Origin of the sequence: Pseudooceanicola marinus (genome assembly GCF_020177265.1) — a bacterium.
GTDB lineage: Bacteria > Pseudomonadota > Alphaproteobacteria > Rhodobacterales > Rhodobacteraceae > Pseudooceanicola > Pseudooceanicola marinus_A.
Genome location: NZ_JAIVMC010000012.1, coordinates 28,763 through 54,494 on the forward strand (window position 1 = coordinate 28,763; position 25,732 = coordinate 54,494).

Consider the following 25,732-nt stretch of genomic DNA (forward strand, 5'->3'; position numbering starts at 1 on the left):
ACCGGGCAACTGTCGCGCGCGTCAGGAAGAAATGCAACCTTTGCGGGTACCTGCGACGTTTTCGTCCTCCGGACCAGAGGGCCCACGGTCCTCGCCTGGCGTCGCCGTACCCGCCCCTGACGGCAGTTCCACCGATCCGCACCGAGCCGCTCGCAGTGGCGCGCGCCGCAGCAGATCGGCTGGCTCCATCGGGTAGCCCAGGCCATAGCCCTGGCCCAGATCACACCCCATGTCGCGCAGAACCGCCGCCTCTGCCGGCCCCTCGACCCCCTCCGCGACGACGCGAAACCCCAGATCCTGCGACAGTTGCAGGATCGAGGCGACGATGGCGCGATCCCGACGGCTGGTGCCGATCGCCTCGACGAAGGCCCGGTCGATCTTGACCATGTCCACGGGCCAGGTCTGCAGGTGGGTCAACGTCCCGTAGCCGGTGCCGTAGTCGTCCAGGGCGATCTCGGCCCCGCGCCGGCGCAACTCGGTCAGCGAGCGGAACACCTGCCCGCTGTCCTCATCCAGCACCACGGTTTCCTGCACCTCGATCACCAGCTCGGACCAGCCGACCCCGGTGTCCGCGAGCATCATCTGCAGGTCGAAGACGAACTCGCGGTCCATCAGGTCGAAATAGGTCAGGTTCAGCGACAGCTTCACCCCCGGCGCCAGCCTTGGCCGCGCCTCGGCGAAGATCGCCAGGGATTCGCGCGCCATGTGGCGGGTGAGGTCCGAGGCGAACTGCGGGTCGGTGAAGATTGAAGGGAAGGTTTCCGGCGCCATCAGGCCGTGGCGCGGGTTGTTCCAGCGGCAAAGCACCTCGAACACCTGCGCCGCGCCCGTTTCCAGGTCGATCATGGGCTGGAAATAGGGCACCACCTCACCCGCGCGGCAGGCCTCGCGAAAAGTCTTTGCCAGCTCGGCGTGATCATAGCGTTCGCCGATCCCCGTGTCATAGAGCGTGGCCGCCCCATGGCCGACCGACTTCGAGGCATAAAGGGCCAGGTCCGCCCGGTTGTAGAGCCGTTCATAGTCCGCCGCGTCGCGGGGAAACTGCGCGGCGCCGATGCTGACCCGCCCCAGACCCGGTTTGTCCAGAGGGGCGGTGACCCGCAGGATCGCATTGGTGAAGGCGTCAAGACGCTGGCGCAGCGCCGCCGGCTCCTCCGGGCGATCCAGCGGCAGGAGCACGCCAAATTCATCCCCGCCCAGGCGGCCGACGACCGCCCCCTCGGGCGCACAGTCGCGCACGGCCCCGGCCACGGTGCGCAGGCAGAGATCCCCGAACTGGTGTCCGTAGCGATCATTGATCGTCTTGAACCGGTCGATGTCGAACAGCACGAGAAGGGCGGGCCGCGCGGAATCCTGCAACAGGGCGCGGCTGTAGCTCTCGAAGGCCTTGATGTTGGTCAGCCCGGTCAGCGGGTCGCATTCGCTGGCGCGCTGCAGGGCCTGCATCTCGGTGTGGACAGCCGCCAGGCGCTGACGCAGCTCCATATCGCGCAGCCGGTCGTTCAAAAGCGTCTCGACCGTCGCGCCCAGCAGATCGAGCCCGCGGCTGATCCGGTCCCGCGCAGCGGCATCGAGGGGGCGGCCACGGGACGCGCCCAGGCACAGCGCCAGGACACCGGCGCAGGTGCCGCTCCGCAGGAACAGCGCCCGCGCCATGGCCGGGTCCCCCGGGCCGACGGTCCGATCGGTGATCAGTGGTTCAGAGATCGCCAGCGGCTGCGCCTCCGCCCGGGCCCCAGTACCAGGCCCGGCGAAGCTCTGCAGGCATTCGGTGGCCAGGGGCAACAGGGCATCGATCCCCGCGTCTTCCCCGATCATGCAATCGCCAAGTCCCAGTTGGGCCGCCCGATCCGGCGTCAACGACAGGATGATCGCGGAAGCGCCGGTCAGCTGTTCCGCCAGGCGCGCCACGTCACGCAGCGCCCGCGCCGTCCGCCGCGCACCGCGGTCCTCCGGCGGGTCGCTGAACAGCCTACGCCAGGGCATCGCGTCGCCTCCCGCGGTTGCCGACCCTTGCCTCCCGGCCGTACCGGCACGGGCCCGCGCAAAGCGTCCCCGTGGCAGCACCCTGCACGACCGGATGCACGACCGGCCTTCCGGCCCCGGGGTCGGTTCCTCCCTGTGACTGTCCCATCCGATCCTGTCCCGGCTCCGGCAAGGAGCGTCTTGTCCCGTTCGGGCTGGGCCACCACCTCGGCCCCTCACCCGCGCCTTTGCACCCCCGGCCCCGCCGAACGCGCGGTCAGGCGGGGAATGCCCACCGAATGACGATCAATAGGAGATGTTAAGATGTCGTTAACCAGTGACCTGAAATCACGAGAAGTGCAGGGACCAGCGGCCCCACGGGCCCCCTACGCAGGACCAGCCCTGGGTGCCGCGAACGCCAACGCGACCCGCGAAGGCCCGCTTGACCGCAGCCAACCCGACCAAGCAGCAATACCCTTGATGAAAGGGACAGAACGACCTTAGTCCGTGAACCGGGTTTGCAGGAAAGGCGCACCGCTGGCGATACCGCCGAGCTATCTTGTACTTTAAAGGGGGGGATGGTGGAGCCTAGGGGGATCGAACCCCTGACCTCTTGCATGCCATGCAAGCGCTCTCCCAGCTGAGCTAAGGCCCCGTTCCGCAAGGCCGTTTCGACCTTGTGCGGCGCTATCTATGGGAAGGCCGGGACGGGATCAAGCGAAAAATCGCGCCACGGGGAGGAATTTCTGAAGGGGCCCCTCCGACCCCTGTTTGCCCCGCCAGACCACCGGCCCGACGGGCGCTGGATCAGCTTTCGTCGTCGTCGCCGGGCACGTCCGCCAGTTCGTCGAGCGAGACGTTGTCGTCATCGTCATCGTCGTCCAGCAGATCATCATCCAGTTCGACATCGACGTCATCCTCTTCGAGGACATCGCCGTCCGACGTGTTCTCGCGCGAGGCGGCTTTCTTCGACGAAGCGGCATCGGCGGCATCGGCGGCGATCATCCGGCTCTTGCCGGTCTCGACCTCGACGATCTCACCGGTGTAGGGGCTGACGATCGGATTCTGGTTCAGGTCATAGAACCGCTTGCCGGTGGTCGGGCAGACGCGCTTCGTGCCCCATTCTTCCTTGGGCATTTCTGGTTCCTTCTTGGCTGACATCACTTGTCCAGGATCTGCGCCACCTGCCATAACGGTCCCGATCTATCAAGACCTTTCGACCGCCACGCGGACGCAACACACTCCGAGGAGCCATATGGGCCAGCATATGCTGCCGGGCAACCCCCCGATCCCCCTGATTCTCCGCCGCTCCGCCCGGGCGCGCCGGATTTCGCTGCGTGTCTCCTCCCTGGACGGACGCGTGACCCTGACCCTGCCGGCCCGCGTGGCCGAGGACGAGGCCCTGGCCTTCGCCGCCGAGAAGGAGGCCTGGCTGCGCCGCAACCTGTCGCGCCACGCCGCGCCGGAGGTGATCGACCTGGGCACCCGCCTGCCGGTCGAAGGGGTGCCACGTCTGATCTGCATGGGCAGCACGCGGCGCGTCCGCCTCGACGGCGACCGCCTGGAGGTGCCCGACCACCGCGTCGGCACGCGGCTGGCCGCCTGGGTGCGGGAGCTGGCACGCGACCGGCTGACCGAGGCCTGCGACCGCCACGCCCGCGCCCTGGGCCGCCCCTACAGCCGCCTGACCCTGCGCGACACGCGTTCCCGCTGGGGCAGTTGCACCGCCGACGGCGCGCTGATGTTTTCCTGGCGGCTGGTCATGGCGCCGCCCCGGATCCTCGATTACGTCGCCGCCCACGAGGTTGCGCACCTTGAAGAGATGAACCATTCCAGTGCCTTCTGGGACGTGGTGACGCGTCTTTACGGCGATCACCGCCCCGCGCGCCGCTGGCTGAAGACCGAGGGCACCGTGCTGCACCGCTACCGGTTCGACAGCTGACGGGCGGAGCGGCGGCGGTCGGCGCTTGACGGCGGGTGCGGCTGTGATCACATAGCGTCCATGCTGATCCAGACCCGCCCCGATCCCTCTCCCTCGGCCCATGACCGCGTCTACCGCGGGTTGCGCAGCCGCATCATGCATGGGGAGATCCCACCCGGTCAGGCCCTGACGCTGCGGGGCATCGGCAAGGATTTCGGCGTGTCGATGACGCCGGCCCGCGAAGCCGTGCGGCGCCTGGTGGCCGAGGGGGCGCTGCAACTTTCATCGTCGGGCCGTGTCTCCACCCCGGATCTGTCCAACGAGCGGATCGAGGAGCTGGCGGCCCTGCGCGCGCTGATCGAGGTCGAACTGGCCTCCCGCGCCCTGCCCCGTGCCCATATGGCGCTGATCGACCGGCTGCAGACGATCAACGGCACCATCGCCGACGCGGTGCGCGCCCACGATCCCGTGGGCTACATCCGCACCAACCTGGAGTTTCACCGCACGCTTTACCTGCGCGCCCAGGCGCCGGCGATGCTGGCGATGACGGAAACGGTCTGGCTGCAACTGGGGCCGACGATGTGCAAGCTCTACGGTCGGATGCGGCGCAGCGAGGCGCCCCATTTCCACCGCCACATCATCGCCGCGCTGAAGGCCGGGGATGAACCGGGGCTGCGCCTGGCGGTGCGCTCGGACGTGACCCAGGGACTGCGGATGCTGACGACCTGAGTCAGCTGATCACCCGGCTCGGGCCACCCGGATCACTGCACCCAGATCGCCCTGAAATCATTGACATTCGTTCCCGTGGGGCCGGGGGCAAAGATGCTGCCGGCCGCCTCGAAGGCGGTGAAGGCATCATTGCCCGCCAGGGCGGCGGCAGGATCGACGCCGGCGGCGCGCATGGCCGCGGCGGTCTCGCCGTCGGCAAAGGCGCCCGCGTTGTCCTCGGACCCATCGACACCGTCGGTGTCGGCGGCCAGAGCCAGGATGCCCTCCTGGCCGTCGATTTCCATAGCAAGCGACAGCAGGAACTCGGTGTTGCGCCCGCCGCGGCCCTTGTGGCGCAGGGTCACCGTCGTCTCGCCCCCCGACAGGATCAGCACCGGGGCGCGGAAGGGGCGGTCCTTCAGGCGCACCTCGCGGGCGATGGCGGCCTGGACGCGGGCCACCTCACGCGCTTCGCCCTCCATCGCGTCCGACAGGATCACGGCGGGCAGGCCGCGTTCCTCGGCCAGGGCGGCGGCGGCCTCCAGCGACCGGGCGGCGGAGGCAATCACGCGGACGTCGTTGCCGGCGAAGAAGGGGGTGTCCGGATCCGGCGCATCCTCCGGCGCGTCTCGCAGGAAATCGAGGATGCGCTGCGGAATCGGGATGTCATGGGCGGCAATGGCCGCCATGGCCTCGGCGCGCCCCTTGGGGCAAGGCACCGTCGGGCCGGAGGCCACCTGCGCCGGGTCGTCGCCCGGCACGTCCGACACGATCAGCGACACCACCCGCGCAGGCGCGGCAGCGGCGGCCAGGCGCCCACCCTTTACCGCCGAAACCTGCTTGCGGATGGCGTTCATCGCAGAAATCGGCGCACCCGACGACAGCAACGCGGTGTTCAGTGCCTGTTCATCCTCCAGGCTCAGCCCCTCGGGCGGCGCGGCCAGCAGGGCGGAGCCGCCGCCAGTGATCAGCGCCACCACCAGGTCGTCTTCGGTCAGCCCCGACAGCAGGTCGAGAATGCGCGCCGTGGCGGCCTCGCCTGCGGCGTCGGGGACCGGGTGCGCGGCCTCCAGTACCTCCAGGTGGCGGCAGGGGGCGGCATAGCCGTAGCGCGTCACGACGAGGCCTTCGGGGGCGGGGTTGCCGGCCTTTTCCCAGGCCTCTTCAAAGGCCTGTGCCAGTTGCGCGGCGCCCTTGCCGGCCCCGATCACCACCGTGCGCCCGCGCGGCGCCTCGGGCAGTTGCCCCTCCAGCGCGCGGGCCGGGTCGGCGGCCGCCACGGCGGCACGGAAGAGGCTGGCGAGGAAGGCGCGGTCGTCGGGGGTCATCGAGGTCTCCGGGTCACGAAAAGTCAGCTTAGCAGCCCGCCCAAGAAGGACCAGCCCCGAAGGTGGCACCGGCGGCCCACTGTGGCTGCCCTGCTTGTCCCGTGGCGTCAGGCGAGCGGCACGAGGCTGTGGGGCCAATCGGGAGACCGCGCCCGGCCCCGTCTTCTATTTGCCGGACATATCTCGGAGAGGAAGCGCGGCCGGGAGGCAGAGTCCCCTCTCCCTCAGGCACAGCGGCGCGACAGGGCGGCAGCGCCCGGTGCGGCGGGCTGGCGCGCCCAGGCGCGGCTCTCGCGGCGGAACATCGCAGAGGCCTCGGGGGCGAAGACCGCCTGGGGCCCCTGGCCGCGTGCGCCCCAAGTGGTCACCCGCAGGGCACCGGTCTCTTCCCAGTCAAGCAGATTGAAGGTGTTGTCCTCCCCCCGCGTGCGCGACGACAGCCCCGTGCCGGCCTGCACGAACAGCAATCCCGGCGCGGCGCGGAACGGCGCCGAGGACGCCCGGTGCAGGTGGCCCGACAGCACCACGTCGGCGCCGCAATCGGACAGCTGCGCCAGGGCCGCCCGCGCCCCGCGCATCAGCCGCTTGTCCACCTTCGGCCCATGTTCCAGAGGATGGTGCACCACCACCACCGAAAGATCCGCCGGATGCTCCGCCAGGCGCCGCGCCACCCGGTCGCGCGCCCGCGAGGAGAACTTCCCCTGCTGCCAGGCCAGCGGGTTCACCGTGTTCACCCCCACCACCGTCAGCTTGCCGTCCGAGAAGACCGGCTCGGTGTCCTCGTCGACGTAGCGGCGGTAGCGGCGGAAAGGGGCCAGAAGGCGTTCAAAGGGTCGGTCCAGCGGCGTGTCGTGGTTGCCCGGCACCGACAGCACAGGGGCGGGCAGCTTCGCCAGGAAGTCCTGCGCGCGGCGGAACTGAACGTGGCGCGCCCGCTGGGTAAAATCGCCCGAGATCACCACCAGGTCGGGCCGGTTGCGGGCAATGGCGGCCAGCAGCGGCGCCTCCAGATCCGGGCGGGCGCGGCCGAAATGCAGATCGGAGAGATGCAGGATGCGTTTCATCGGCAGTCTTTCATCGTGTTCGTGTCCCATGGGGCAGGGCCGCGGACCGGTTCGGCCCAGCCGGCGCTCGCAGGCGCCTAGGCGTCCCTCTCGGGGCCGGCGTCAGAGCCGGCGTCGGTGTCCTTCGGCGGCAGCAGGATGGTCAGCTTTTGATCGGCCATGGCGAAATCGAAGGGGGTGGTATCGCGCCGTTTCTCCCCGTCGAAGGCCAGCAAGGGACGGCGGCGCGCGGTCTCGACTCGCACGCTTTCCGCCTCCACCAGGTCGTAGTCGCGCCCCTGCTGCATGCTGCGCGTCACCAGCCGCCAGGCCAGGCGGAATAGCGCCGCGCGGCTTTGCCCGCGCCCGATCAGCAGGGCCAGGTGATCGCGCTGGATGGCGTCACAACCGTCGAGGTTGAACCGCTGCAGCTGGTAGGCCGAACGCGCCACGAAGAGCAGCGGCGTGCGATACTCCTTCCGCTCGCCGTCTGCCAGCGTCAGGGTCAGATGCATCGGCCGCTGGAAACGCCAGAAGGTGCGCACCACCGACCAATGGGCCATCAGGCGGCGGCGCCCGAAGCGACGGTAGACGTCTTCGCGTTCCTTCAGGATCGACGGGTAGATCCCAAGGGAGGCGTTGTTCAGGAAGACCTGGCCGTTGACCTCCCCGACCCGGATCGGCCGGCGTTCGGCCCCCAGCAGCGCGCGTGCGGCCTCCTCCGGCGCCTCCGACAGGCCCAGGCCGCGGGCGAAGTAGTTGAAGGTGCCGAGCGGCAGCACCGACATCGCGGCGTCGCGCCCGAGCATGGCATCCGCCAGGGCCATCGCGGTGCCATCACCGCCGGCAGCCACCACGGTACGGGCGCCATCGGCGATCTCCTCGTCGAGGATCGCGTTCAGCGCATCGGCGTCGCCGGGTGACCAGTGGCGCAGGCGGGCGCCCGCGTCCTCCAGCACCGCCATGGCGCGGCGAATGGCGTCGCTGTCGCGGGCGTTGGTGCCGGAGGCCTCGTTGGCGATGACCAGGAAGGGGCCGTTCTGTGGCGCCTCACCGGCCCGCTCGGGGGTGTCCGGGGCCTCTGCCCGGTCGGGATCTATTGCCATTGCCTGAGCCAAGCTCTGCCCTCCGGGCCTGATGTCGCTGGGGACTGTCCTGGCAGGACAACGCCGCAGGGCCACAAAAGGTTCACCCGCCGAAAACGGCGGGTGCAAGGGCGGACCGAAGACGGGCGAGGCGGGCCGAAACCGGCCCGGCCCCCGGGGTCACTTCTTCTTGCGCCAGCTGGCGAACCAGCCCGAGACACGGCCCCGGCCGTCGTCCCAGCTGTCCTCGACGTTTTCCATCACCGGGTCGATGCGCCGTTCGCGGAACCGGATCCAGCGCACGCGGATCGCCCAGCAGATCGCGGCGAAGATCAGCAGGATGATGATGTTGAACCAGGGGATCAGCGTCACGTCGGGGCTGTCCAGGGCGCGTACGCCGACGGCATTGGGGAAGATCGAGATGAACTCGTTCCGCCAGCCGTAATGGGTCACCGCCACCCACTGCGGATCGGCGGAGGTGGAACGCAGGTCGGCCGCTTCGGTCTGCAGGTTGTTGGTGTCGAACTTGAAATAGGGCGGCCAGCCCCAGCCCGTGTCCTCGTTGCGATAGACCATCGGGCGGCCGTTCTCACGGATCGACTGGATGAAGAAAACGTCGCGGTTGACGGTGCCGCTGGCATTGCCGGTGTCGGCCTTGGCCCAGAAGATCGAGTTCTCGCCGAAATCGACACGCCGTTCGAAGGTGTCGGTGATGCGCACGATGTCGCGCTGCGGCAGGGTGTAGTGGAAGAAGGCCGCGATCAGCAGCCAGAAGACGGCCCAGAGGGCCCATTTCACGTAGCGCATGGCGGTCTCCCTTACATGAAGTTCACGAGATAGATGATGAAGCCCACGATCACCACCGGCAGGATGTAGATCAGCAGGATCAGTTTGCGACGCAGGGAATCGTCGTAGTCGTCCAGCCCCCGTTCGACATAGTCCGCGCGGTCGCCGGGGCGACCCTCTTCCTCCCAGGCGCGCTTCAACTTGCGGCGGCGGACCTGGCGCGACCAGATCGAGATCCCGACATAGGCCAGGGTCATGACGACGAAGGCCACCAGGGCCAGGCGGACAAAGGCGAAGACCACAGGCTACCTCCTTTCGCGGATCACCGCGCCCCAGGGGCCGACGATCGGCACCGGATCGGGCGCCGGGCTCTTGTTGGTGCGCGACCAGGGGCCGGTGCGCCGGCTGGGCGCCGCGGCGGGCGCGGGATCGGGCGCCGGGGCGTCATGGCCAAAGAGCGCCTCGCGCGTGCCGGCCTTGTCGATGAGGTAGTCGCGCGACAGGAAATCCGCGACATAGCTTTTCTTGGTGTCGCTCCACCCGGCATAGAGCGCATAGAACAGCTCCTTGTGGCAAATGAACAGCTGCCGCACGTCCTTCGGCGCCAGTTCCGCCAGGGCCATGTTCACCAGGTCGCGGTCCGGGGTGTCAGCGGCGCGCAACAGGTAGAAATAAGCCGGGTCCTCGGGCGAATGGCGCGGGCGGCGGCCGCCCTCCTCCAGCCAGGCGACGACGCGTCGGATCTGGTGGTATTCCTCGGGCAGCCGATCGGCATTGTCGCGGGCCAGGGCGCGCAGGTCGCGGGCCGTGGCGCCGGCCAGGTCCAGCCCGCCGTCCTGGGCCGCATCCACGACGATGAAATCCATCTTCTGCCGCAGCACCCGCGCCGCATCGAAGCCGCGCGCCGTGGCCAGCGGCTGCACCAGGCCGTTGCCATGCAGCCAGGCGGCCACGTCACGCGGATCGCCCATGTCGACCACCGGCAGCGGCGCCTTGCCCAGGCGCGCGGGGTCGCGGGCCAGCAGCGCCGGCGTGTCGCATTCGGAAAACAGGTAAACGCCGCCCAGATGCGAGGTCCAGAAATTGTCCTGGTGGAAGGCGGTGTGTTTCAGCCGGATCGGGTTGCGCGTCACGTCGCCGGTCTTGCGCGCCAGGGCGATCATCTCGTCGATCAGCGCATCGTCGAACCAGGCGTCCTCCTCGTCGAGGAACCGTTCGGCGCGCGCGGCCAGCGCCTCGGCATCGCGCAGGGTGCCGGTGGTGGTGTCGGCCTCGATGGTCAGACGGCGGACATCCATCAGCTTCTGCGCGCCGTCGATGTCGAAGACCCCGTTCACCATCTCCCCCGCCACGGCGTCGCGGGCGGTCAGCGCGAAGAGCTGCGCCTCGTTGCGGTCGATGAACTGGCGCAGCAGGCCCCGCGTGGTCGAGAAGCGCGCGTTCAGCAGCGGCGCCGATTTCTGCCGCGTGCTGAGCAGTATGATCTGCCGGTTCACCCCGTTGCGGTTGAGGTACTGCGGATCGCCCAGCTCGTCCGCCACCTCGGGGGAATAGCCCGAGATGTCGATGGCGAACTCGGTCAGCGCGGTGCGTTTGCCGGTCAGATGGTGGAGCGCGCGGTTATACCGCTCGACCAGCGCGGGCGTGTCGACCCGGGTGAGGTTGGCGAACATCAGGCCGGCTTGGATGAGGCGGTTCATATCAGTTCATCTTTCCAAAGCTCGGCAACCGACAGAAGGCTCTGAAATGCTTGGGCCGCTTCCTCAACTTGCAATTCATCCAGCCACTCCACGTCAGCTGTTGAAAGTCCGCCTTCCCTGAGATTTCGGAGATCGCGCAACAGCCGTTGTATTTCGCCATGCACGTTACCTTGATCCAGATGTTGGTAAACTTTGCCAGCCCGGTCAAACTCCATGTCCAGCTTGTCTCTAGCTACCATGAGGCTCTTAGTGAACTCCACGAGGTGATCTTCGATCTCTTCGAATGAAAGCTTTGCCGAATACGATCCACCAATCGAATAAAGGCGCAGGATGGATGTACCGCCAAAAGTGGATTCAAATTCCGCTAAGGTATTGCAGTTGTTCAGCTCAAAAAGCAGCCGGACCAATCGCCGCGCTTTGCGTTGAAGAGTCTGATGGTTGCGATGGTGTTGCCGTTCCTGTTGCTCATCTTCGAAGATTCTCGACTGCGCTTTCATTGCTTTCAGCTGCTCGTTTTGAACCTCACGGGCTAGCTCCAACTCATCGCGTTGCGCTTCGAGTGCCGCCCTCTGCTCTTTCAGTTCATTCTTCTGGATGAACGCCGTCACGATCAACCACAGGAAGGCAAGTGATGCAGCCAGACCGGCCAAGGCGTCTCCCATTGCATTCAACGGCAACTGCCAGAATTCCGAGAGCCTCGTTGCACCATCCGCTCCGGTGGCACCCAGCGGGTCCGGTGCCTGCTGCACTGCCAGCCAGAGAATGAAGAGCAGTACGACCAAGCTTGTCAGAAAGCCAAACGCGGTTGGTGTCAAAGTCTGCCCAAGATCCTTGGTCTCAGTCCCTACGCTCGCTCCACTCGTCCCGCCCGGCGGGCACCGCCGGGCAGCGCCCGACCCGCCCCCCAGGGCGGGCGCTTCACGCCCACCCTCGGGCCGGTCGCTGCCCTCAGCACTTCGGGCCGACCTGTCGCGTCCATCGGTCATGGGGCACGCCTCCCAATCATCACCCCCGCTCCTGCATGTACCGCCGCTTCGCCTCTTCCGTACGCTCCATGTCGCGCACCATGGCGTCAATGGCCGCGGCATCGGACTTGTCGGCATAGCGGAATTCGCTGTCGGCGTAGCGGTTGATCTCCTGCACAACCATCTCGACGGTGATCGGCTGGCGCAGCTCCTCGATCATGGCGCGCTTGGTGTCGTAGTCCTTGAACAGGAACAGCTCCGGCTCCTCCATCCATTCGTCGGGCAGCTCGAAATCCATCGCCCGGACCTTCACCGCATCGGTGATGTTCTTGATCGCCCGGCCAGTGAACCGCGGGTCGGCCTGCTGGATCGCCTTCAGGTAGCTGCCCAGCTTGGCGATCGTGTCCAGCGGGCCGGTGCGGCGCTGGATCTCGTCATAGACCTCGACCAGCTGCGCCTCCTTGGGGCGCGCGTGGCTGGCGAAGCTTTCGGCGACAGCGCGCTTGATCTCCTGCGCGGCGTAAAGCTCGTGATCGCCCAGGGGGATCTCGTGCCGCTTGCCCAGCAGAAGCGCCAGGATGTCGACGTAGTCATCGCGGGTCTGCGGCCCGTCCACCAGGAACCGGGCGCCTGCGCGCTGGCGAAGGGCGTCGTCGACATTCTCGGGGTAGTTGGAGAACATGCCGAAGGTGCAATTGCCGCGCACCACGGTATTGGCGCCCGCGAAGCTCTCCATCAGCACCGCCGTGATCTCCTGCTGACCGGCTGAGGACTGCCGGTCGCCGCGCTTGCCCGCGATCTGGTCGATGTCGTCGATGGTGCCGAAGCCGATGACGGCAGGGTCCAGGATGTCGGTGATGAAGGCCTTGGCGTTCTGCCCCGACTTGCCCTGGTAGCTGTCGATGTTCTCGGTCGATAGGTTGCGATAGCGGAAGGGGTAGCCGGCGGTCTGGCAGTAGTCGTTCAAGAGACCCGCCATCATCTGGATCAGGGTCGTCTTGCCGGTGCCGGGCATGCCGTCGCCCATGAAGGTGAAGATGAAACCGCCCAGTTCCGCGAAGGGGTTCAGCTTGCGGTCGAAATCATAGGCCATCAGCATCTTGGCCAGCTTCATCGCCTGATACTTGGCGATATGGTTGCCCACCACCTCATGCGGCTTCTTGAAGGTCATCACCAGCTGGGTGGATTTCGCATGGGCCGCGGGGGTGAAGCCACGGATGGTCAGGTCGTCGGCCTCGATCCGCCAGGTGGCGGCAGTGAAGGCGCCCAGGTGCGGGTGGCTGTCGGCGCGCAGGGCGGTCTTTTCCATCACCAGCGCAGCGTAACCTGTCAGGGTCGGCACCAGCTTTTCTTCCTCGCCCGTGGCGAAGGTTGCCAGCTTCTGATCCAGCTCCCACAGCATCCCCTGCAGGGCCAGGGGGGCGTTGTCGGTCAGGATCTCCTCCGCGTCGCCCGGGTCGACCGTCAGCTCCCCCATCTGCGACGACAGGAGGTAGGACAGGGCATTGGCGGTGACATGCAGCTGCAACAGTGACTGGGCGGCCAGCAGCTCCGAGAACTCGGCGGCGCGGTCGCGCGGCAGGCTGCCCGCAAGGTTGGCCCCCTTCAGCTCCGCCAGGGCGGTGGCCTCGGCGAAACTGTCGCCCAGGGCCATGGCCATGGCCAGCGCCCGGCGGATGGCCCGGGCCACGGCAGCCTGGCGGGGCGAGGTCAGCGGGTCGTCACCGTCACAGGCGGCGATGGTGTCGAGCAGATGAACGCCCCCGGCGGGCCGGGTGCGGCGTGTCGCGAGACCGGGCGTGGTGGAGCGGAACCGGCGGCGCGACAGCCCGATGCCGGGGGACCGCTCCTCGCCCTGCGCGGGGGCCGACGCGGCGCTTTCCCGGGCCAACCGGGGGGCATGGTCGAACCCCTCCAGCAGGGCCTCGGCGGCGGGGTAGTGGCTGCGGATGTCCTCCTCGCGCAGCTCCATCTGGTCTCCGGTCAGGCTCATGGCGCGCCCCTCCCCTCTTCACTTCGTTCCAAATACTCAAACCTGCGAAAGACATCCGCGTGCGCCGCGGACCGGTCTGAAAACAATCAGCTCAGTAGCGCAGCACGCGGTCCCCCGCGCCGACCACGAACTTCCGGATGCGGGCAAAGCCCGGCGGGTTCAGCTCCGACAGCACCTGGAAGGGCCGCGCGGGCAGGATCAGAGCCCGGTCCTGCGAGGTGGCGCCCGTTTCGGCCCCGCCCGACAGCGGGTCGAGGGCGAAGATCTCCCGCTCCACCTGACCGAACCAGCCGCTTTTCTCGGTCTTCACCCGTTCCGACAGCAGCTCTTCGGAGGTCCAGGCCAGCGCCCAATCCTCGCCCTCGGCGCCCCCCGCGCCTTCCAGCACGTCGCGGATCGGCCCCGACTGGCGGGTGAAGGCGTGGGAATACATCGGGCCGATGTGGATCCGGCGCAGGCGTTTCGGGTGCAGGTCGTCGAAATCCTGGTCGAACCCCTGCGCGATGGTCAGCAGTTTCAGCCCGCCGAGGCTCTGTGCCACCAGATGCGCCTGCACCTGCGGCCAGCGGCTCTGGTCCTTGGGCAGGCCGGTGCGACCGCTGTCCTCCACCTCCATCAGGTAGATCACCGGCAGGTTGGTGCCGCTGTCATAAACCGACCAGTGCAGCAGGTACCGCCGCCGCTGCGCGCCCTTGCTGCCCAGGTTTTCCAGCCAGACGGCCTCGGGATCGTTGCGCGGCCAGAACAGGTCCCCGCGCGCCAGCTCCTCGTAGTAAAGACGCTGAGACAGGGCGAACTGCGTCTTGGTGGGCACCGCGTGATCCGACAGGATCTGATCCAGCATCTGCCGCTTCAGCGCCTCGACCGAAGGCATGGAGGCCAGGTGCTTGCCCGCCTGGCCCGCGTCATTGGCCATCACCATCAGCTCCTGTGCAGTGGGAAAGCCACTTTCGTGGTTGTCGATGGTCAGCGAACCGAAGAAGCGGCCCGTGTCGCGCCCCGCCAGCAGGTATTTCATCGACAACGCGCGGAAGGTGAAGGTCAGCGCCGAGATATGGCGGGCCAACACCTCGGTCTCCGGCTCGCTCAGCGTCCTCTCCGCGCGCATGGCGGCGGCGACATGGGCCAGGTGGGCCATGATCGCCTCGAACTTGCGGAAGTAGCGGCGGGAGGCATGGAAATCGGTGATCCCCACGCGGTCGTTCAGATCGTCCTGTTGCATCGCTTCCCGGCCTTGGTGGTCGTCATCGGGGGCCTGCCTGTCCCAGGCGGCGCGTCATCCCCGCAGGGGGACGGGACGGGACGGCGGGCGGGGCGAGGCGCCCCGCAGGGCGCCAGCGCCGCACCGCCCGGCCCGCCTCAGGCGCCGTAGAGGTTCTTGTCGTGGGTCTCGACGATCTTCTGGAACCGCCGGGCAAACCGCTCATCCGCCTTGGCCTTGGCCTCCAGCACCTCGCGGGCAAAGACCATCTGGCCCTCGTGGGCCTCCATCATGTCGGCCATGCGCGAGTTCGTCGCCGCGCCGATCTGGGCCATGGCCTGCTGCGCCTGCTTGTCGGTCTCCACCCCGATCTCGTTGATCCGGTGGGCCACTTCCTGCTGCTGCGCGGTCTTCAGCGACTTGGTCAGCGCATCATACAGGATCACCCGCTGGTTGGTGTCGGTCTTCAGCTTGTTGATCAGGACCATCTGCGTCGCCGCCTGGTTCTGCAGGCTGTCGACCCAGGTCTTGCCCTTCTCGATGTAGCGTTCCAGGGTCTGCGACTTGGCGATCTTCACCTGCTCGTCCTGCACCAGCGCGTTGTACTTGGTGTTCAGCGCCGCCAGCTCCGATTCCAGCCGAGTGCGCGCCGCCGCATCCTGTTCCACCGCGATCTTGTTCTCGAGCTCGATGATCTTCGGATCCATGTCGGTGATCTCCGACCGCAGGTCCTCCAGCCCCTGCACCGTCGCCTCGCGTTCATCCAGCGTGGCGGTCAGGTTCTTCTCCACCTTGTCCTTCTGCTCTTCCAGAACGGCCAGCTGGCCTTCCAGCAGGCGGGTGATGGTGTCGGACTTGGCGATCAGGTCCTGCAGCTTGTCGTCGATGGAGGCGGTGCGGATCCGCTCCTGCCGCATGTTGTCCGCCTTCGCCTTGGAGAAGATGCCGACGAAGCTCTCCCAGCCGGTCTTGTTGCGCATCTCGTCGAAGTCCTTCGAGAACTGCGCGGTCACATCGTCGAGCCCCATGATCAGCTCGGCGATATTGGCGTTCATAGCCTCTGTATGGGCATGGACGTCATCCAGCGTGGCGTTCTCGATCTCGATCGAAACGTCCTCGCCGGTGTCCATCTTGGCGCGCGCCGTCTCGATCCGGCCGGTCAGTTCGGAAATCTTCGATTGCGCCTGGGCAACCTCTTTCTGGCTCTGCTCTAGCTGGGCCTCGAAACTCGACATGGCGTCCTCCGTCGGAAATGTCGTCAACTATATGGGGAGAGTTAATCGGATTTACATCCACCTGACCGTCCCCGAATAAAATCCCTTGGGCACTTTCATGGGACGGGACGGGGCACAACACAAGCCGCTTTGCCCGTTGCGGTGCCTGCACCGGCGGGTTTTAGTGCGCCGGGAACGCGGGCCGGAAGACGAAGGAGTGGCAGGATGCGCAACACGATCACCGATGTGGAAGGGCTGCTGGTCGGCCAGGCGCAGGATCTGCGGGTCAAGACCGGGGTGACGGTGCTGACGGCCGAGGCGCCCTTCACCGCCGCCGTGCACGTCATGGGCGGCGCGCCGGGCACCCGCGAGACCGACCTGCTGGCGCCTGACAAGACGGTGCAGCAGGTGGATGCGCTGGTGCTGTCGGGCGGCTCGGCCTTCGGCCTGGATGCGGCGGGCGGCGTGGCGGATGCGCTGCGCCGGGACGGGCGCGGGTTCCAGGCCGGCCCCGTGCGGGTGCCCATCGTGCCCGGCGCGATCCTCTTCGACCTGGTGAACGGCGGCGACAAGGACTGGGATGAGAACCCCTACAAGGCGCTCGGTCAGGCGGCCTATGCGGCACGCGGGCAGGACGTGGCCCTTGGCACCGAAGGCGCGGGCACGGGCTGTGTCACGGCTGGGATCATGGGCGGGCTGGGCTCGGCCTCCGTCCGCCTGCCCTCGGGCCACGTGGTCGCGGCGCTGGTGGCGGTGAATGCGCTCGGCGCGGCCAATGTGGGCGGCAGCCGGCATTTCTGGGCAGCGCCGTGGGAGATGGGCGAGGAATTCGGCGGGCTGGGCCTGCCGTCGCAGTTCCCGGACCCGCACAAGGCGGTCACCAAGGCCGGGCTGGCGCGCGAGGCGGCCAATGCCCGCACCAACACCACCATCGGCATCGTCGCCACAGATGCGGATCTGACCCAGGCCCAGGCCAAGCGGCTGGCGACGGCGGCGCACGACGGCTACGCCCGCGCCTTGGTGCCCAGCCACACGCCCGACGACGGGGACCTGATCTTTGCCGCCGCCACCGGTGCGAAACCGCTCGGCGCGGGCAGCGGCCTGCTGGAGTTGGGCCATGCCGCCGCGATCTGCATGGCCCGCGCCATCGCCCGCGGCGTGCAGGCGGCCCGCCCCCTGCCCGGCAACCCCTTCCCCTGCTGGTCCGATCTCTGACGGGCTGGCACCTGCCACAATCCGCGCTACCCTCCTGCGCAACAGACGAAGGAGAGCCCCATGCCGGAAGCCGCCAAGACCGACCTGAAATCCCTGTTGAAGGACCCCAGCCTGCTGGCCGACGCCGCCTATGTGAACGGCGACTGGATCCGGGGCGAAGAGGGCACCTTCGACGTGGTGAACCCCGCCCGGGGCGACGTGATCGCCCAGGTCGCCGACCTCAGCCGCGCCCAGATCGGCAAGGCGATTGACGCGGCCCACACCGCGCAAAAGGACTGGGCACAGTGGACCGGCAAGGAACGCGCCAAGGTCCTGCGCAAGTGGTTCGACCTGATGATGGAAAACCAGGACGATCTGGGCACCATCTTGACCGCCGAACAGGGCAAACCGCTGGCCGAGGCCAAGGGCGAGATCGCCTATGGCGCGGGCTTCATCGAATTCTTCGGCGAGGAGGCCAAGCGGATCTACGGCGAGACGATCCCCGGCCACCAGCGCGACAAGCGGATCACGGTGCTGAAACAGCCCATCGGTGTCGCCGCCTCGATCACGCCCTGGAACTTCCCCAATGCGATGATCACCCGCAAGGCCGGCCCGGCCCTGGCCGCCGGCTGCAGCTTCGTCGCCCGTCCCGCCAAGGAAACGCCCCTGTCGGCGCTGGTCCTGGGCGTGCTGGCCGCGCGCGCGGGCATCCCCAAGGGGGTCTTCAATGTCGTCACCTCGTCGAAATCCTCCGACGCCGGCAAGGAATTCTGCGAGAACCCCAAGGTGCGCAAGCTGACCTTCACCGGCTCGACCGAGGTGGGGCGCATCCTGCTGAAACAGGCCGCCGACCAGGTGATGAAATGCTCGATGGAACTGGGCGGCAACGCCCCCTTCATCGTCTTCGACGACGCCGACCTGGATGCGGCGGTCGAGGGCGCCATCACCTGCAAGTTTCGCAACAACGGCCAGACCTGCGTCTGCGCCAACCGGATCTACGTGCAATCGGGCGTCTATGACGCCTTCGCGCAGAAGCTGAAGGAACGCGTGGCCCAGATGAAGGTCGCCGACGGCTTCGAAGAGGGCGCCGAGCTGGGCCCGTTGATCAACGCCGAGGCCGTGGACAAGGTCGAGGATCACATTGCCGACGCCCGCGCCAAGGGCGCCGAGGTGATCCTGGGCGGACAAAAGAGCGAAAGCGGCCTCTTCTTCGACCCGACCATCGTCACCGGCGCCACGCAGGAGATGAAGTTCTCCACCGAGGAAACCTTCGGCCCTCTCGCCCCGCTCTTCAAGTTCGAGACGGTCGAAGAGGTGATCGAGCTGGCCAATGACACGATCTTCGGCCTGGCCAGCTATTTCTATGCCAAGGACCTGTCCCGCGTGACGCAGGTGCAGGAGGCGCTGGAATACGGCATCGTCGGCGTGAACACCGGCCTGATCTCGACCGAGGTGGCGCCTTTCGGCGGGGTGAAGCAATCGGGCCTCGGCCGCGAAGGCAGCCACCACGGCATCGAGGAATTCCTCGAAATGAAATACGTCTGCACTTCGGTGTAACGACAGATTTCGGCCCCGCGGGGCCGAAGCCTCCGGCGGCAGTATTTTTGGCGATCGGATAGAGAGAGAGAGCGCGCGCCTCTTTCTATCCGTCAGCCGGAAATACTCTGGGGGAGTCGGCGCAGCCGACGGGGGCAAAGCCCCCTCCCCCGCGATCAGCTGCCGGTTTCGGCGGCGATCTGGGCGCGCGACTTGCGGGCGCGCTCGGTGGCCGATTTCAGCTGGCCACAGGCCGCCATGATGTCCTCGCCACGCGGGGTCCGGATGGGAGAGGCGTAGCCCGCCTTGTGCACGATGTCGGCGAAGGCCTCGATCCGCGACCAGTCGGAGCGCTCATAGGGCGAGCCCGGCCATTCGTTGAAGGGGATCAGGTTGATCTTCGCCGGGATGCCCCGGATCAGCCGCACCAGGCGCCGCGCATCCTCGTCGCTGTCGTTCACGTCCTTCAGCATCACGTATTCAAAGGTGATCCGTTCCGAGTTCGACAGGCGCGGGTACTCGCGCAGCGCATCCAGCAGGGTCTCGATGTTCCAACGCTTGTTGATCGGCACCAGCTTGTTGCGCACCTCGTCGGTGGTAGCGTGGAAGCTGACGGCCATCAGGCAACCGATCTCCTCGGCGCACTTGGCGATCTCGGGCACCACGCCGGAGGTCGACAGGGTGATCCGGCGGCGCGACAGGGCGATACCCTCGCCATCCATGGCGATCTTCATCGCGTCGCGCACGTTGTCGAAGTTGTAGAGCGGCTCGCCCATGCCCATCAGGACGATGTTCGACAGCAGACGCGGCCCGTTTTCACCGGTGCCGGTGCCGGGTTCGGGCCATTCGCCCAGGTCGTCGCGCACCAGCATGATCTGGCCCACGATTTCACCCGGCGTCAGGTTGCGCACCAGTTTCTGCGTGCCGGTGTGGCAGAAGGAACAGGTCAGCGTGCAGCCCACCTGGGACGAGATGCAGAGCGTGCCGCGATCGGTCTCGGGAATATAGACCACCTCGACCTCATGGCCACCGGCGATCTTCACCAGGTACTTGCGGGTGCCATCGACGGAGACGTTCTTCGACACCATCTCGGGCAGGGCGATGGTGAAATTCTCCGCCAGCCGGGCGCGGAAACCCTTCGCCAGGTTGGTCATTTGGGCGAAGTCGCGCACGCCCCAGTGATAGATCCACTGCCACAGCTGGTTGACCCGCATCTTGGCCTGCTTCTCCGGCGTGCCGATCTCGATCAGTGCCTCGCGCAGTTGCGGGCGGGTCAGGCCCACGAGGTTCTTCAATCCCTCCGGAAGTTTCCGGGGGATGGTCAGGACGTCTTGGGTGATCGGCGCGGCGGGTTGCTGGCTCATGACGGATCCGTGGCGACAGGGTGAAGGCAGGGAAGCCGGGTCTATAGCGGATTCATGTGGTCATGAAAACCCGTCACGCAAGGGCGTGTCTCGTTGCCCGCAGTAGGCGCAACGGGTCGAAGGCGGTAGGCCCGGTCTCCGGGGCTCCGCCCGTTCGCGCCCGAAACGCTCTCCCAGAGCGTTTCCGGGACGGCGCTCACTGACAGCGGCGTTCGCTGTCTTCCACGGCGGCGGTGAAGCCCATGAGCGAGAAGGTGTCGCGGGTGACGGTGCCACGGCTCGACCGCGCGGTCAGGACCGCCTCGGACCCGGCCTTCATCGAGGCCATGATGCGGCTGTCGTCGCTGGTCGTCGCCGGCCAGGCCCATTCGCCCTCGGTGTAAAGCTCGTACTCGTTGCCATCCACGTTCAGGTTCACGGTGGAGCCTTCAGCGAAGGGATAGCCGCCGGTGAAGGCCAGCTGCCCGGAAACCGAGGCGCCGGGGCGATAGAAGGCCATCAGCTGAATCTCGCTGCGGCGCACCGACACGACCTCGCCATCGCGGGTGTTCACGGTTTCCTTGGGAACCGACACCGCCCAGCATTCCCGCGGGTCGGTGTCTTCGAATACGGACCAGTCGGTCTGTGCGCTGACCTGGTTCTCGCTCGTGTCCTGTTGCGCGAACGCGCCGGTTGCGGCGCAGGCCACGAGGGCCGCGGCGGCGAATACCCGGAATGTCATCTGTCCAGCCTCCAAGCTGTCCTTGCCTCTGTCCTGACCCCAAGCGCCTGTGCGGCGTCTTCGGTGGGGTCCATTGCGTCTCGACATTGCAACAATAGACGAAAAGCTGCCACATGCGAAAGGCCGATTGGCAGGAATTCGCACATGCGTGAACGGCGGAGGGAACCGGGAATGACGGACGAGACGACAGCGGGCATCGGGCCCCAGGACACAGGCGCGGTGCCCGTGGCGGAACTGTGGCGCGGCGGGATCTGCGAATCCCTGCACGCGGGCCACGCGGTGGTCGTCGACGGCAGCGGCCAGATCGTCGAGGCCTGGGGCAATCCACAGGCGGTGATCTACCCGCGCTCGTCCTGCAAGATGATCCAGGCCCTGCCGTTGGTGGAAAGCGGCGCGGCCGATGCCGCCGGGCTGACGCCGGCGCAGCTGGCCTTGTCCTGTGCCTCGCACAATGGCGCCGCGATCCATTCCGACGCGGTCACCCGATGGCTGTCGGACCTCGGCCTGGGCGAGGCGGACCTGCGCTGCGGCCCGCAGGAGCCCTCGGACATCCCCGCCCGCGACGCGCTGATCCGGGCGGGCGAGATGCCCTGCCAGATCCACAACAACTGCTCGGGCAAGCATAGCGGCTTCCTGACCCTGAACCGGCACCTGAACGCAGGGGCCGAGTACACCGAGGTCGATCACCCGGTACAGGTCGCCGTGCGCGCCGCCTTCGAGGAGGTCACAGGTGAGGCCGTCCGGGGCTGGGGCGTGGATGGCTGTTCCGCGCCCAACTTCGCCACCTCGCTGCAGGGGCTGGCCCGCGCCATGGCCGCCTTCGCCGTGGCGCGCGAAGGCCAGGGCCTGCGCCACAGTGCCCAGGCGCGGCTGGTGCAGGCGATGATGGCCCATCCGGAGATGGTCGCGGGTGAAACCCGCGCCTGCACCGAGCTGATGCGCGCGATGGAGGGGCGCGCGGCGGTGAAGACCGGCGCCGAGGCGGTTTTCGTCGCGATCCTGCCCGAGCGTGGCCTGGGCATCGCGCTGAAGGTGCTGGACGGCGGCACCCGCGCCAGTGAGGCGGCGATCACCCGTCTGCTGGTGAAATACGGCGCGCTGGAGGCCGGGCACCCGATGGCGAAGAAGTGGGGCAACCCGGAGATCCGCTCGCGCCGGGGGATCCACGCGGGCGAGTTGCGCATCGCCCCGGGCTTCGGCGCCTAGCGCCGCCCTGCCCGCACACCGAGAGGCACGAGGCGCCTAGTGCGCCTCGGCCCAGTTGGCCCCCTGCCCCGCGTCGACGACCAGCGGCACGTCCAGCTTCACCGCCGGATCGGCGGCCTTTTCCATGACGCCGCGCGCCACGCCGATTAGATCCTCGGCCGCCTCGGCGGTTACCTCGAAGATCAGTTCGTCGTGGACCTGCAGCAGCATCTTCACCGCCGCGCTGTCGGGCATCTTCGCCAGCGCCTCGGGCATGCGGATCATGGCGCGACGGATGATGTCGGCGGCCGTGCCCTGGATCGGCGCGTTGATCGCCGCGCGTTTCGCAAAGCCCGCGCGCGGGCCCTTGGCCGCGATCTCGGGGGTATGGATCTTGCGCCCGAACAGCGTCTGCACGAAGAGGTTTTCCTTCGCGAAGGCGGTCGTCTGATCCATGTATTCGCGAATCCCCGGGAACTTCTCGAAATATCGGTCGATGAAACCCTGCGCCTCGCCGCGCGGAATGCGCAGGTTGCGCGCCAGGCCGAAGCCCGAGATGCCATAGATCACGCCGAAATTGATCGCCTTCGCCTGACGGCGGATCTCCGGCGTCATCTCATCCAGCGGCACGCCGAAGACCTCGGACGCGGTGGCGGCGTGAATGTCCTGCCCCTCGTGGAAGGCCTGCTTCAGCGCGTCGATCTCTGCCACATGGGCCAGGATGCGCAGTTCGATCTGGGAGTAGTCGAGCGAGACCAGCACCTTGCCCTCGGGCGCGACGAAGGCCTCGCGGATGCGACGGCCCTCTTCGGAGCGCACGGGGATGTTCTGCAGGTTCGGATCGGTCGAGGCCAGGCGCCCGGTGTTGGCGCCGGTCTGCACGTAAGAGGTGTGCACGCGGCCCGTCTCGGCGTTGATGTGTTCCTGCAGGGCATCAGTGTAGGTCGATTTCAGCTTCGACAACTGGCGCCAGTCCAGCACCCGGGCAGGCAGGTCGTGTTCAGTGGCCAGGTCTTCGAGGATGTCGGCCCCGGTGGCATAGGCGCCGGTCTTCCCCTTCTTGCCGCCCTCCAGTCCCATCTTGTCGAAGAGGATCTCGCCCAGCTGTTTGGGGGAGCCCACGTTGAATGTCTCGCCCGCCAGCTCGTGGATCTCGGATTCCAGCTGCGCCATCTTCTGCGAGAAGGCGTTGGACATGCGCGAGAGCGTGTCGCGGTCCACCTGGATGCCGTGCATTTCCATCGACGCCAGGACCGGCGACAGGGGGCGTTCCAGCGTCTCGTAGACGGTGGTCACCTGTTCGCGGTGCAGGCGCGGCTTCAGGGTCTGCCACAGGCGCAGGGTGATGTCGGCGTCCTCCGCCGCGTAACGCGTGGCCTTGTCGATCGGCACCCGGTCGAAGGTGATCTGGCTCTTGCCGGTGCCGATGATCTCCTTGATCGGGATCGGCGTGTGACCGAGGTAGCGGTCCGACAGGGCATCCATGCCGTGACCATGCAGACCCGCGTGCAGCGCGTAGGAGATCAGCATCGTGTCGTCGAAGGGCGCGACGCGGATGCCGTAACGGCGCAGGATCTTGGCGTCGTATTTCATGTTCTGGCCGATCTTGAGGATGCTGGCATCCTCCAGTACCGGCTTCAGCAGGTCGAGCGCCTCGGCCAGGGGCATCTGCCCCGGGGCCAGGTCGTCGTTGCCGAACAGCCCGCCCGACTCGCCCTCGGCCTTGTGGACCAGGGGGATGTAGCAGGCGGTGCCAGCGTCGACGCAAAGGCAGATGCCCACCAGGTCCACCACCATCTCGTCGAGGCCGGTGGTTTCCGTGTCCACGGCCACGTAGCCGCGTTCGCGGATGCGGTCGATCCAGCGCGCCAGCGCCTCGGCATCCGTGACGGTCTCATACGTGTCCGGGTCGATGGGCGGCGCGTCGGGGGCGGCTTCCTCGGGGGCTTCGGCGCCGGGCTGGGGCGTGTCGTCGATCTCCGGCGCCTCTGCGCCCAGGCGGTCGGCGATCCGCTTGGTCAGGCTGCGGAATTCCATCTTGGCCAGGAAGGGCAGCAGGACATCGGGGTCGGGGTCCTTCACCTCCAGGTCATCAAGGGTGAAGTCGAGCGGCGTGTTGCAGTCCAGCGTGACCAGCTTCTTCGACAGCTCGATCTGCTCGCGCTTCTCGATCAGGGTCTGGCGACGCTTGGGTTGCTTGATCTCCTCGGCGCGGTCCAGAAGGGTTTCCAGATCGCCGAATTCGTTGATCAGCAGGGCGGCGGTCTTGATGCCGATGCCCGGGGCGCCCGGCACGTTGTCCACCGAATCGCCCGCGAGCGCCTGCACGTCGACCACGCGGTCGGGGCCAACGCCGAACTTCGCCTCGACACCTTCGACGCCGATGCGGGTATTCTTCATCGCGTCCAGCATCTCGACCCCGTCGCCGACCAGCTGCATCAGGTCCTTGTCCGAGGAGATGATGGTGACGCGCCCGCCCGCCTCGCGCGCCTGGCACGACAGGGTGGCGATGATGTCGTCGGCCTCATAGCCCTCGATCTCCTCGCAGGCGATGTTGAAGGCCTTCGTCGCCTCGCGGGTCAGCGGCATCTGCGGGCGCAAATCCTCTGGCATGGCCTCGCGGTTGGCCTTGTAGAGATCGTAGAGGTCGTTGCGGAAGGTGTGGCTGCCCTTGTCGAAGATCACGGCGACATGGGTCGGCGCGTCGGGGCCGGTGTTCCCCTCCACGTAGCGGTGCAGCATGTTGCAGAAGCCCGAGACCGCCCCGATCGGCGCCCCGTCGGATTTCCGGGTGAGCGGCGGCAGCGCGTGATAGGCGCGGAAGATGAAGGCCGATCCGTCGATCAGGTGAAGGTGGCAGCCCTTGCCGAAACTCATGATGAAACCCCTGTGCTCGTCTGGGGGTCAGATGTGCCATGAAGCGGGGGCGGGGGGAAGAGCGGAGGGAAGGCCGCGCCGGGCGAGGGCTTTGCCTCGCTTGAGCCTGCGGCTCAACTCCCCCGGGATATTCTCAGCAAAGAAAAGATGGGGGCGCGGCGCGCTGCCCCGGGCTGGCGCGCAGGGACCTTCAGCCGGGACGCCCTGCGGGGCGCCGGCGCGGCACGGCAGGTCTGTCGAGGTGGATCAGGCGGCGGAGCCGGTGTCGGCGGGGCCGCCCTTCAGGATGTATTTCGCATCGCAGTAGCCACATTCGATGAAGCCGGTCTCTTCGGGAATGTGCAGCCAGACGCGCGGATGGCCCAGGGCACCTTCACCGCCGTCGCAGGCGATCTTGGCGGTTTCCACGATCTTGGTTTCCGGGGCTTCGAACGACATGGGGTTCCTCGCGACTGCGTTTGCCTGAAGGGGAAATAGCGTGAAAGGGCGGGCGCGCGCAAGGCGCGCCGCGCCGCAGCCATCCCGCGCCGTCTGCGGCGATCAGATCGCCGCGTCCAGCATCCGGCCCAGAGGGCGGCCGCCCAGCACGTGCATGTGGAAATGCGGCACCTCCTGCACGCCATGTTCGCCCGCGTTGGAGATGAAGCGGCAGCCCGCGCCGCTGGCGGCGTCGACACCGGCCTCGGCCACGACCTTGGCCAGGACGCGGTGGAAATCGACGATCTCTGCCTCCGACGCGCGGGCGGCGAAATCGTCATAGGTCACGTAGGCGCCTTTGGGAATCACCAGCACATGCACCGGCGCCTGGGGGCGGATGTCCTCGAAGGCGAGGGTATGGTCGGTCTCGACCACGGTCTTGTTGGGGATCTCGCCGCGCAGGATCTTGGCGAAGATGTTCTGGTCGTCATAGGCATAGGCCATGGGCACACCCTTTTCGGTCTGTCGG

22 protein-coding genes and 1 tRNA gene are annotated in these 25,732 nt (G+C 67.4%); 5 read left to right on the plus strand and 18 right to left on the minus strand.

Going from position 1 to position 25,732, the window contains the following annotated elements; genetic code table 11:
- Positions 1-21 precede the first annotated feature (21 nt).
- The 3 genes from LC066_RS18760 to LC066_RS18770 form a co-directional block, all read right to left on the minus strand.
- Positions 22-1,986 carry a putative bifunctional diguanylate cyclase/phosphodiesterase gene (locus LC066_RS18760; protein ID WP_224902305.1) on the minus strand — a complete coding sequence of 655 codons (1,965 nt, stop codon included), beginning with the start codon at positions 1,984-1,986 and terminating at the stop codon, positions 22-24.
- A 558-nt stretch (positions 1,987-2,544) separates the two neighbouring features.
- Positions 2,545-2,620 (minus strand) — tRNA-Ala (locus tag LC066_RS18765).
- A gap of 152 nt (positions 2,621-2,772) precedes the next feature.
- On the minus strand, positions 2,773-3,102 hold the full coding sequence (locus tag LC066_RS18770; protein ID WP_222475126.1) for a TIGR02300 family protein: 330 nt from the start codon (positions 3,100-3,102) through the stop codon (positions 2,773-2,775).
- A 118-nt stretch (positions 3,103-3,220) separates the two neighbouring features.
- Here LC066_RS18770 and LC066_RS18775 point away from each other — a divergent pair, with 118 nt between their 5' ends.
- Together LC066_RS18775 and LC066_RS18780 are read left to right on the plus strand one after the other, a co-directional pair.
- The gene (locus tag LC066_RS18775; RefSeq protein ID WP_222475128.1) at positions 3,221-3,907 is read left to right on the plus strand and encodes a M48 family metallopeptidase; all 687 of its coding nucleotides are present in this window, start codon (positions 3,221-3,223) and stop codon (positions 3,905-3,907) included.
- Positions 3,908-3,967: 60 nt separating this feature from the next.
- A complete protein-coding gene (locus tag LC066_RS18780; protein WP_085888748.1) occupies positions 3,968-4,615 on the plus strand; it encodes a GntR family transcriptional regulator in 648 nt (215 codons plus the stop codon).
- A gap of 32 nt (positions 4,616-4,647) precedes the next feature.
- Here LC066_RS18780 and LC066_RS18785 read toward each other — a convergent pair whose 3' ends face one another.
- The 10 genes from LC066_RS18785 to LC066_RS18830 form a co-directional block, all read right to left on the minus strand.
- Positions 4,648-5,922, minus strand: a complete 1,275-nt coding sequence (locus LC066_RS18785) for a glycerate kinase (RefSeq protein WP_224902308.1) — start codon at positions 5,920-5,922, stop codon at positions 4,648-4,650.
- Positions 5,923-6,146: 224 nt separating this feature from the next.
- Positions 6,147-6,986, minus strand: a complete 840-nt coding sequence (locus tag LC066_RS18790) for a metallophosphoesterase family protein (protein WP_222475145.1) — start codon at positions 6,984-6,986, stop codon at positions 6,147-6,149.
- Positions 6,987-7,063: 77 nt separating this feature from the next.
- On the minus strand, positions 7,064-8,071 hold the full coding sequence (locus LC066_RS18795; protein WP_224902311.1) for a diacylglycerol/lipid kinase family protein: 1,008 nt from the start codon (positions 8,069-8,071) through the stop codon (positions 7,064-7,066).
- A 159-nt stretch (positions 8,072-8,230) separates the two neighbouring features.
- The gene (locus LC066_RS18800; RefSeq protein ID WP_222475149.1) at positions 8,231-8,857 is read right to left on the minus strand and encodes a DUF1523 family protein; all 627 of its coding nucleotides are present in this window, start codon (positions 8,855-8,857) and stop codon (positions 8,231-8,233) included.
- Between the two features lie 11 nt (positions 8,858-8,868).
- Complete coding sequence (locus tag LC066_RS18805) at positions 8,869-9,138, minus strand: hypothetical protein (RefSeq protein WP_222475151.1); 270 nt, start codon at positions 9,136-9,138, stop codon at positions 8,869-8,871.
- A 3-nt stretch (positions 9,139-9,141) separates the two neighbouring features.
- Positions 9,142-10,536: a DUF6638 family protein gene (locus LC066_RS18810; protein WP_224902314.1), complete on the minus strand. Its 1,395-nt coding sequence runs from the start codon at positions 10,534-10,536 to the stop codon at positions 9,142-9,144.
- Complete coding sequence (locus tag LC066_RS18815) at positions 10,533-11,522, minus strand: hypothetical protein (RefSeq protein ID WP_224902317.1); 990 nt, start codon at positions 11,520-11,522, stop codon at positions 10,533-10,535. Before LC066_RS18815 ends, LC066_RS18810 begins: the two co-directional genes overlap by 4 nt.
- Positions 11,523-11,541: 19 nt before the next feature.
- Positions 11,542-13,494 carry an AAA family ATPase gene (locus tag LC066_RS18820; protein WP_224902320.1) on the minus strand — a complete coding sequence of 651 codons (1,953 nt, stop codon included), beginning with the start codon at positions 13,492-13,494 and terminating at the stop codon, positions 11,542-11,544.
- A gap of 91 nt (positions 13,495-13,585) precedes the next feature.
- Complete coding sequence (locus LC066_RS18825) at positions 13,586-14,716, minus strand: hypothetical protein (RefSeq protein WP_224902322.1); 1,131 nt, start codon at positions 14,714-14,716, stop codon at positions 13,586-13,588.
- Between the two features lie 137 nt (positions 14,717-14,853).
- Entirely contained in the window at positions 14,854-15,930 is a 1,077-nt protein-coding gene (locus LC066_RS18830; RefSeq protein ID WP_085888757.1) for a hypothetical protein, read from the minus strand.
- 204 nt (positions 15,931-16,134) lie between these two features.
- Here LC066_RS18830 and LC066_RS18835 point away from each other — a divergent pair, with 204 nt between their 5' ends.
- Both LC066_RS18835 and LC066_RS18840 read left to right on the plus strand, forming a co-directional pair.
- On the plus strand, positions 16,135-17,124 hold the full coding sequence (locus LC066_RS18835) for a P1 family peptidase (protein ID WP_224902324.1): 990 nt from the start codon (positions 16,135-16,137) through the stop codon (positions 17,122-17,124).
- Between the two features lie 60 nt (positions 17,125-17,184).
- Positions 17,185-18,660 carry an NAD-dependent succinate-semialdehyde dehydrogenase gene (locus tag LC066_RS18840; RefSeq protein ID WP_224902326.1) on the plus strand — a complete coding sequence of 492 codons (1,476 nt, stop codon included), beginning with the start codon at positions 17,185-17,187 and terminating at the stop codon, positions 18,658-18,660.
- 155 nt (positions 18,661-18,815) lie between these two features.
- Here LC066_RS18840 and rlmN read toward each other — a convergent pair whose 3' ends face one another.
- Together rlmN and LC066_RS18850 are read right to left on the minus strand one after the other, a co-directional pair.
- On the minus strand, positions 18,816-20,003 hold the full coding sequence (rlmN, locus tag LC066_RS18845; protein WP_224902329.1) for a 23S rRNA (adenine(2503)-C(2))-methyltransferase RlmN: 1,188 nt from the start codon (positions 20,001-20,003) through the stop codon (positions 18,816-18,818).
- Positions 20,004-20,199: 196 nt separating this feature from the next.
- The gene (locus LC066_RS18850) at positions 20,200-20,724 is read right to left on the minus strand and encodes an invasion associated locus B family protein (RefSeq protein WP_222475166.1); all 525 of its coding nucleotides are present in this window, start codon (positions 20,722-20,724) and stop codon (positions 20,200-20,202) included.
- A gap of 171 nt (positions 20,725-20,895) precedes the next feature.
- Between LC066_RS18850 and LC066_RS18855 the strand changes: the two genes are divergently transcribed.
- Positions 20,896-21,930: an asparaginase gene (locus LC066_RS18855; RefSeq protein ID WP_224902332.1), complete on the plus strand. Its 1,035-nt coding sequence runs from the start codon at positions 20,896-20,898 to the stop codon at positions 21,928-21,930.
- A 36-nt stretch (positions 21,931-21,966) separates the two neighbouring features.
- Here LC066_RS18855 and polA read toward each other — a convergent pair whose 3' ends face one another.
- The 3 genes from polA to LC066_RS18870 form a co-directional block, all read right to left on the minus strand.
- Entirely contained in the window at positions 21,967-24,786 is a 2,820-nt protein-coding gene (gene polA / locus LC066_RS18860) for a DNA polymerase I (RefSeq protein WP_224902336.1), read from the minus strand.
- Positions 24,787-25,032: 246 nt separating this feature from the next.
- Positions 25,033-25,224, minus strand: coding sequence for a zinc-finger domain-containing protein (locus tag LC066_RS18865; protein WP_085888763.1), 192 nt, complete (start codon positions 25,222-25,224; stop codon positions 25,033-25,035).
- 102 nt (positions 25,225-25,326) lie between these two features.
- Positions 25,327-25,707 carry an HIT domain-containing protein gene (locus tag LC066_RS18870; RefSeq protein WP_224902339.1) on the minus strand — a complete coding sequence of 127 codons (381 nt, stop codon included), beginning with the start codon at positions 25,705-25,707 and terminating at the stop codon, positions 25,327-25,329.
- Between the last annotated feature and the right edge of the window lie 25 nt (positions 25,708-25,732).

What these genes read in the sequence shown, in the direction of transcription:
- LC066_RS18760 (WP_224902305.1), bottom strand. Translation starts at nt 1,986, where the DNA reads ATGCCCTGGCGTAGGCTGTTCAGCGACCCGCCGGAGGACCGCGGTGCG.
- LC066_RS18770 (WP_222475126.1), bottom strand. Translation starts at nt 3,102, where the DNA reads ATGCCCAAGGAAGAATGGGGCACGAAGCGCGTCTGCCCGACCACCGGC.
- LC066_RS18775 (WP_222475128.1), top strand. Translation starts at nt 3,221, where the DNA reads ATGGGCCAGCATATGCTGCCGGGCAACCCCCCGATCCCCCTGATTCTC.
- LC066_RS18780 (WP_085888748.1), top strand. Translation starts at nt 3,968, where the DNA reads ATGCTGATCCAGACCCGCCCCGATCCCTCTCCCTCGGCCCATGACCGC.
- LC066_RS18785 (WP_224902308.1), bottom strand. Translation starts at nt 5,922, where the DNA reads ATGACCCCCGACGACCGCGCCTTCCTCGCCAGCCTCTTCCGTGCCGCC.
- LC066_RS18790 (WP_222475145.1), bottom strand. Translation starts at nt 6,986, where the DNA reads ATGAAACGCATCCTGCATCTCTCCGATCTGCATTTCGGCCGCGCCCGC.
- LC066_RS18795 (WP_224902311.1), bottom strand. Translation starts at nt 8,071, where the DNA reads ATGGCAATAGATCCCGACCGGGCAGAGGCCCCGGACACCCCCGAGCGG.
- LC066_RS18800 (WP_222475149.1), bottom strand. Translation starts at nt 8,857, where the DNA reads ATGCGCTACGTGAAATGGGCCCTCTGGGCCGTCTTCTGGCTGCTGATC.
- LC066_RS18810 (WP_224902314.1), bottom strand. Translation starts at nt 10,536, where the DNA reads ATGAACCGCCTCATCCAAGCCGGCCTGATGTTCGCCAACCTCACCCGG.
- LC066_RS18815 (WP_224902317.1), bottom strand. Translation starts at nt 11,522, where the DNA reads ATGACCGATGGACGCGACAGGTCGGCCCGAAGTGCTGAGGGCAGCGAC.
- LC066_RS18820 (WP_224902320.1), bottom strand. Translation starts at nt 13,494, where the DNA reads ATGAGCCTGACCGGAGACCAGATGGAGCTGCGCGAGGAGGACATCCGC.
- LC066_RS18825 (WP_224902322.1), bottom strand. Translation starts at nt 14,716, where the DNA reads ATGCAACAGGACGATCTGAACGACCGCGTGGGGATCACCGATTTCCAT.
- LC066_RS18830 (WP_085888757.1), bottom strand. Translation starts at nt 15,930, where the DNA reads ATGTCGAGTTTCGAGGCCCAGCTAGAGCAGAGCCAGAAAGAGGTTGCC.
- LC066_RS18835 (WP_224902324.1), top strand. Translation starts at nt 16,135, where the DNA reads ATGCGCAACACGATCACCGATGTGGAAGGGCTGCTGGTCGGCCAGGCG.
- LC066_RS18840 (WP_224902326.1), top strand. Translation starts at nt 17,185, where the DNA reads ATGCCGGAAGCCGCCAAGACCGACCTGAAATCCCTGTTGAAGGACCCC.
- rlmN (WP_224902329.1), bottom strand. Translation starts at nt 20,003, where the DNA reads ATGAGCCAGCAACCCGCCGCGCCGATCACCCAAGACGTCCTGACCATC.
- LC066_RS18850 (WP_222475166.1), bottom strand. Translation starts at nt 20,724, where the DNA reads ATGACATTCCGGGTATTCGCCGCCGCGGCCCTCGTGGCCTGCGCCGCA.
- LC066_RS18855 (WP_224902332.1), top strand. Translation starts at nt 20,896, where the DNA reads ATGACGGACGAGACGACAGCGGGCATCGGGCCCCAGGACACAGGCGCG.
- polA (WP_224902336.1), bottom strand. Translation starts at nt 24,786, where the DNA reads ATGAGTTTCGGCAAGGGCTGCCACCTTCACCTGATCGACGGATCGGCC.
- LC066_RS18865 (WP_085888763.1), bottom strand. Translation starts at nt 25,224, where the DNA reads ATGTCGTTCGAAGCCCCGGAAACCAAGATCGTGGAAACCGCCAAGATC.
- LC066_RS18870 (WP_224902339.1), bottom strand. Translation starts at nt 25,707, where the DNA reads ATGGCCTATGCCTATGACGACCAGAACATCTTCGCCAAGATCCTGCGC.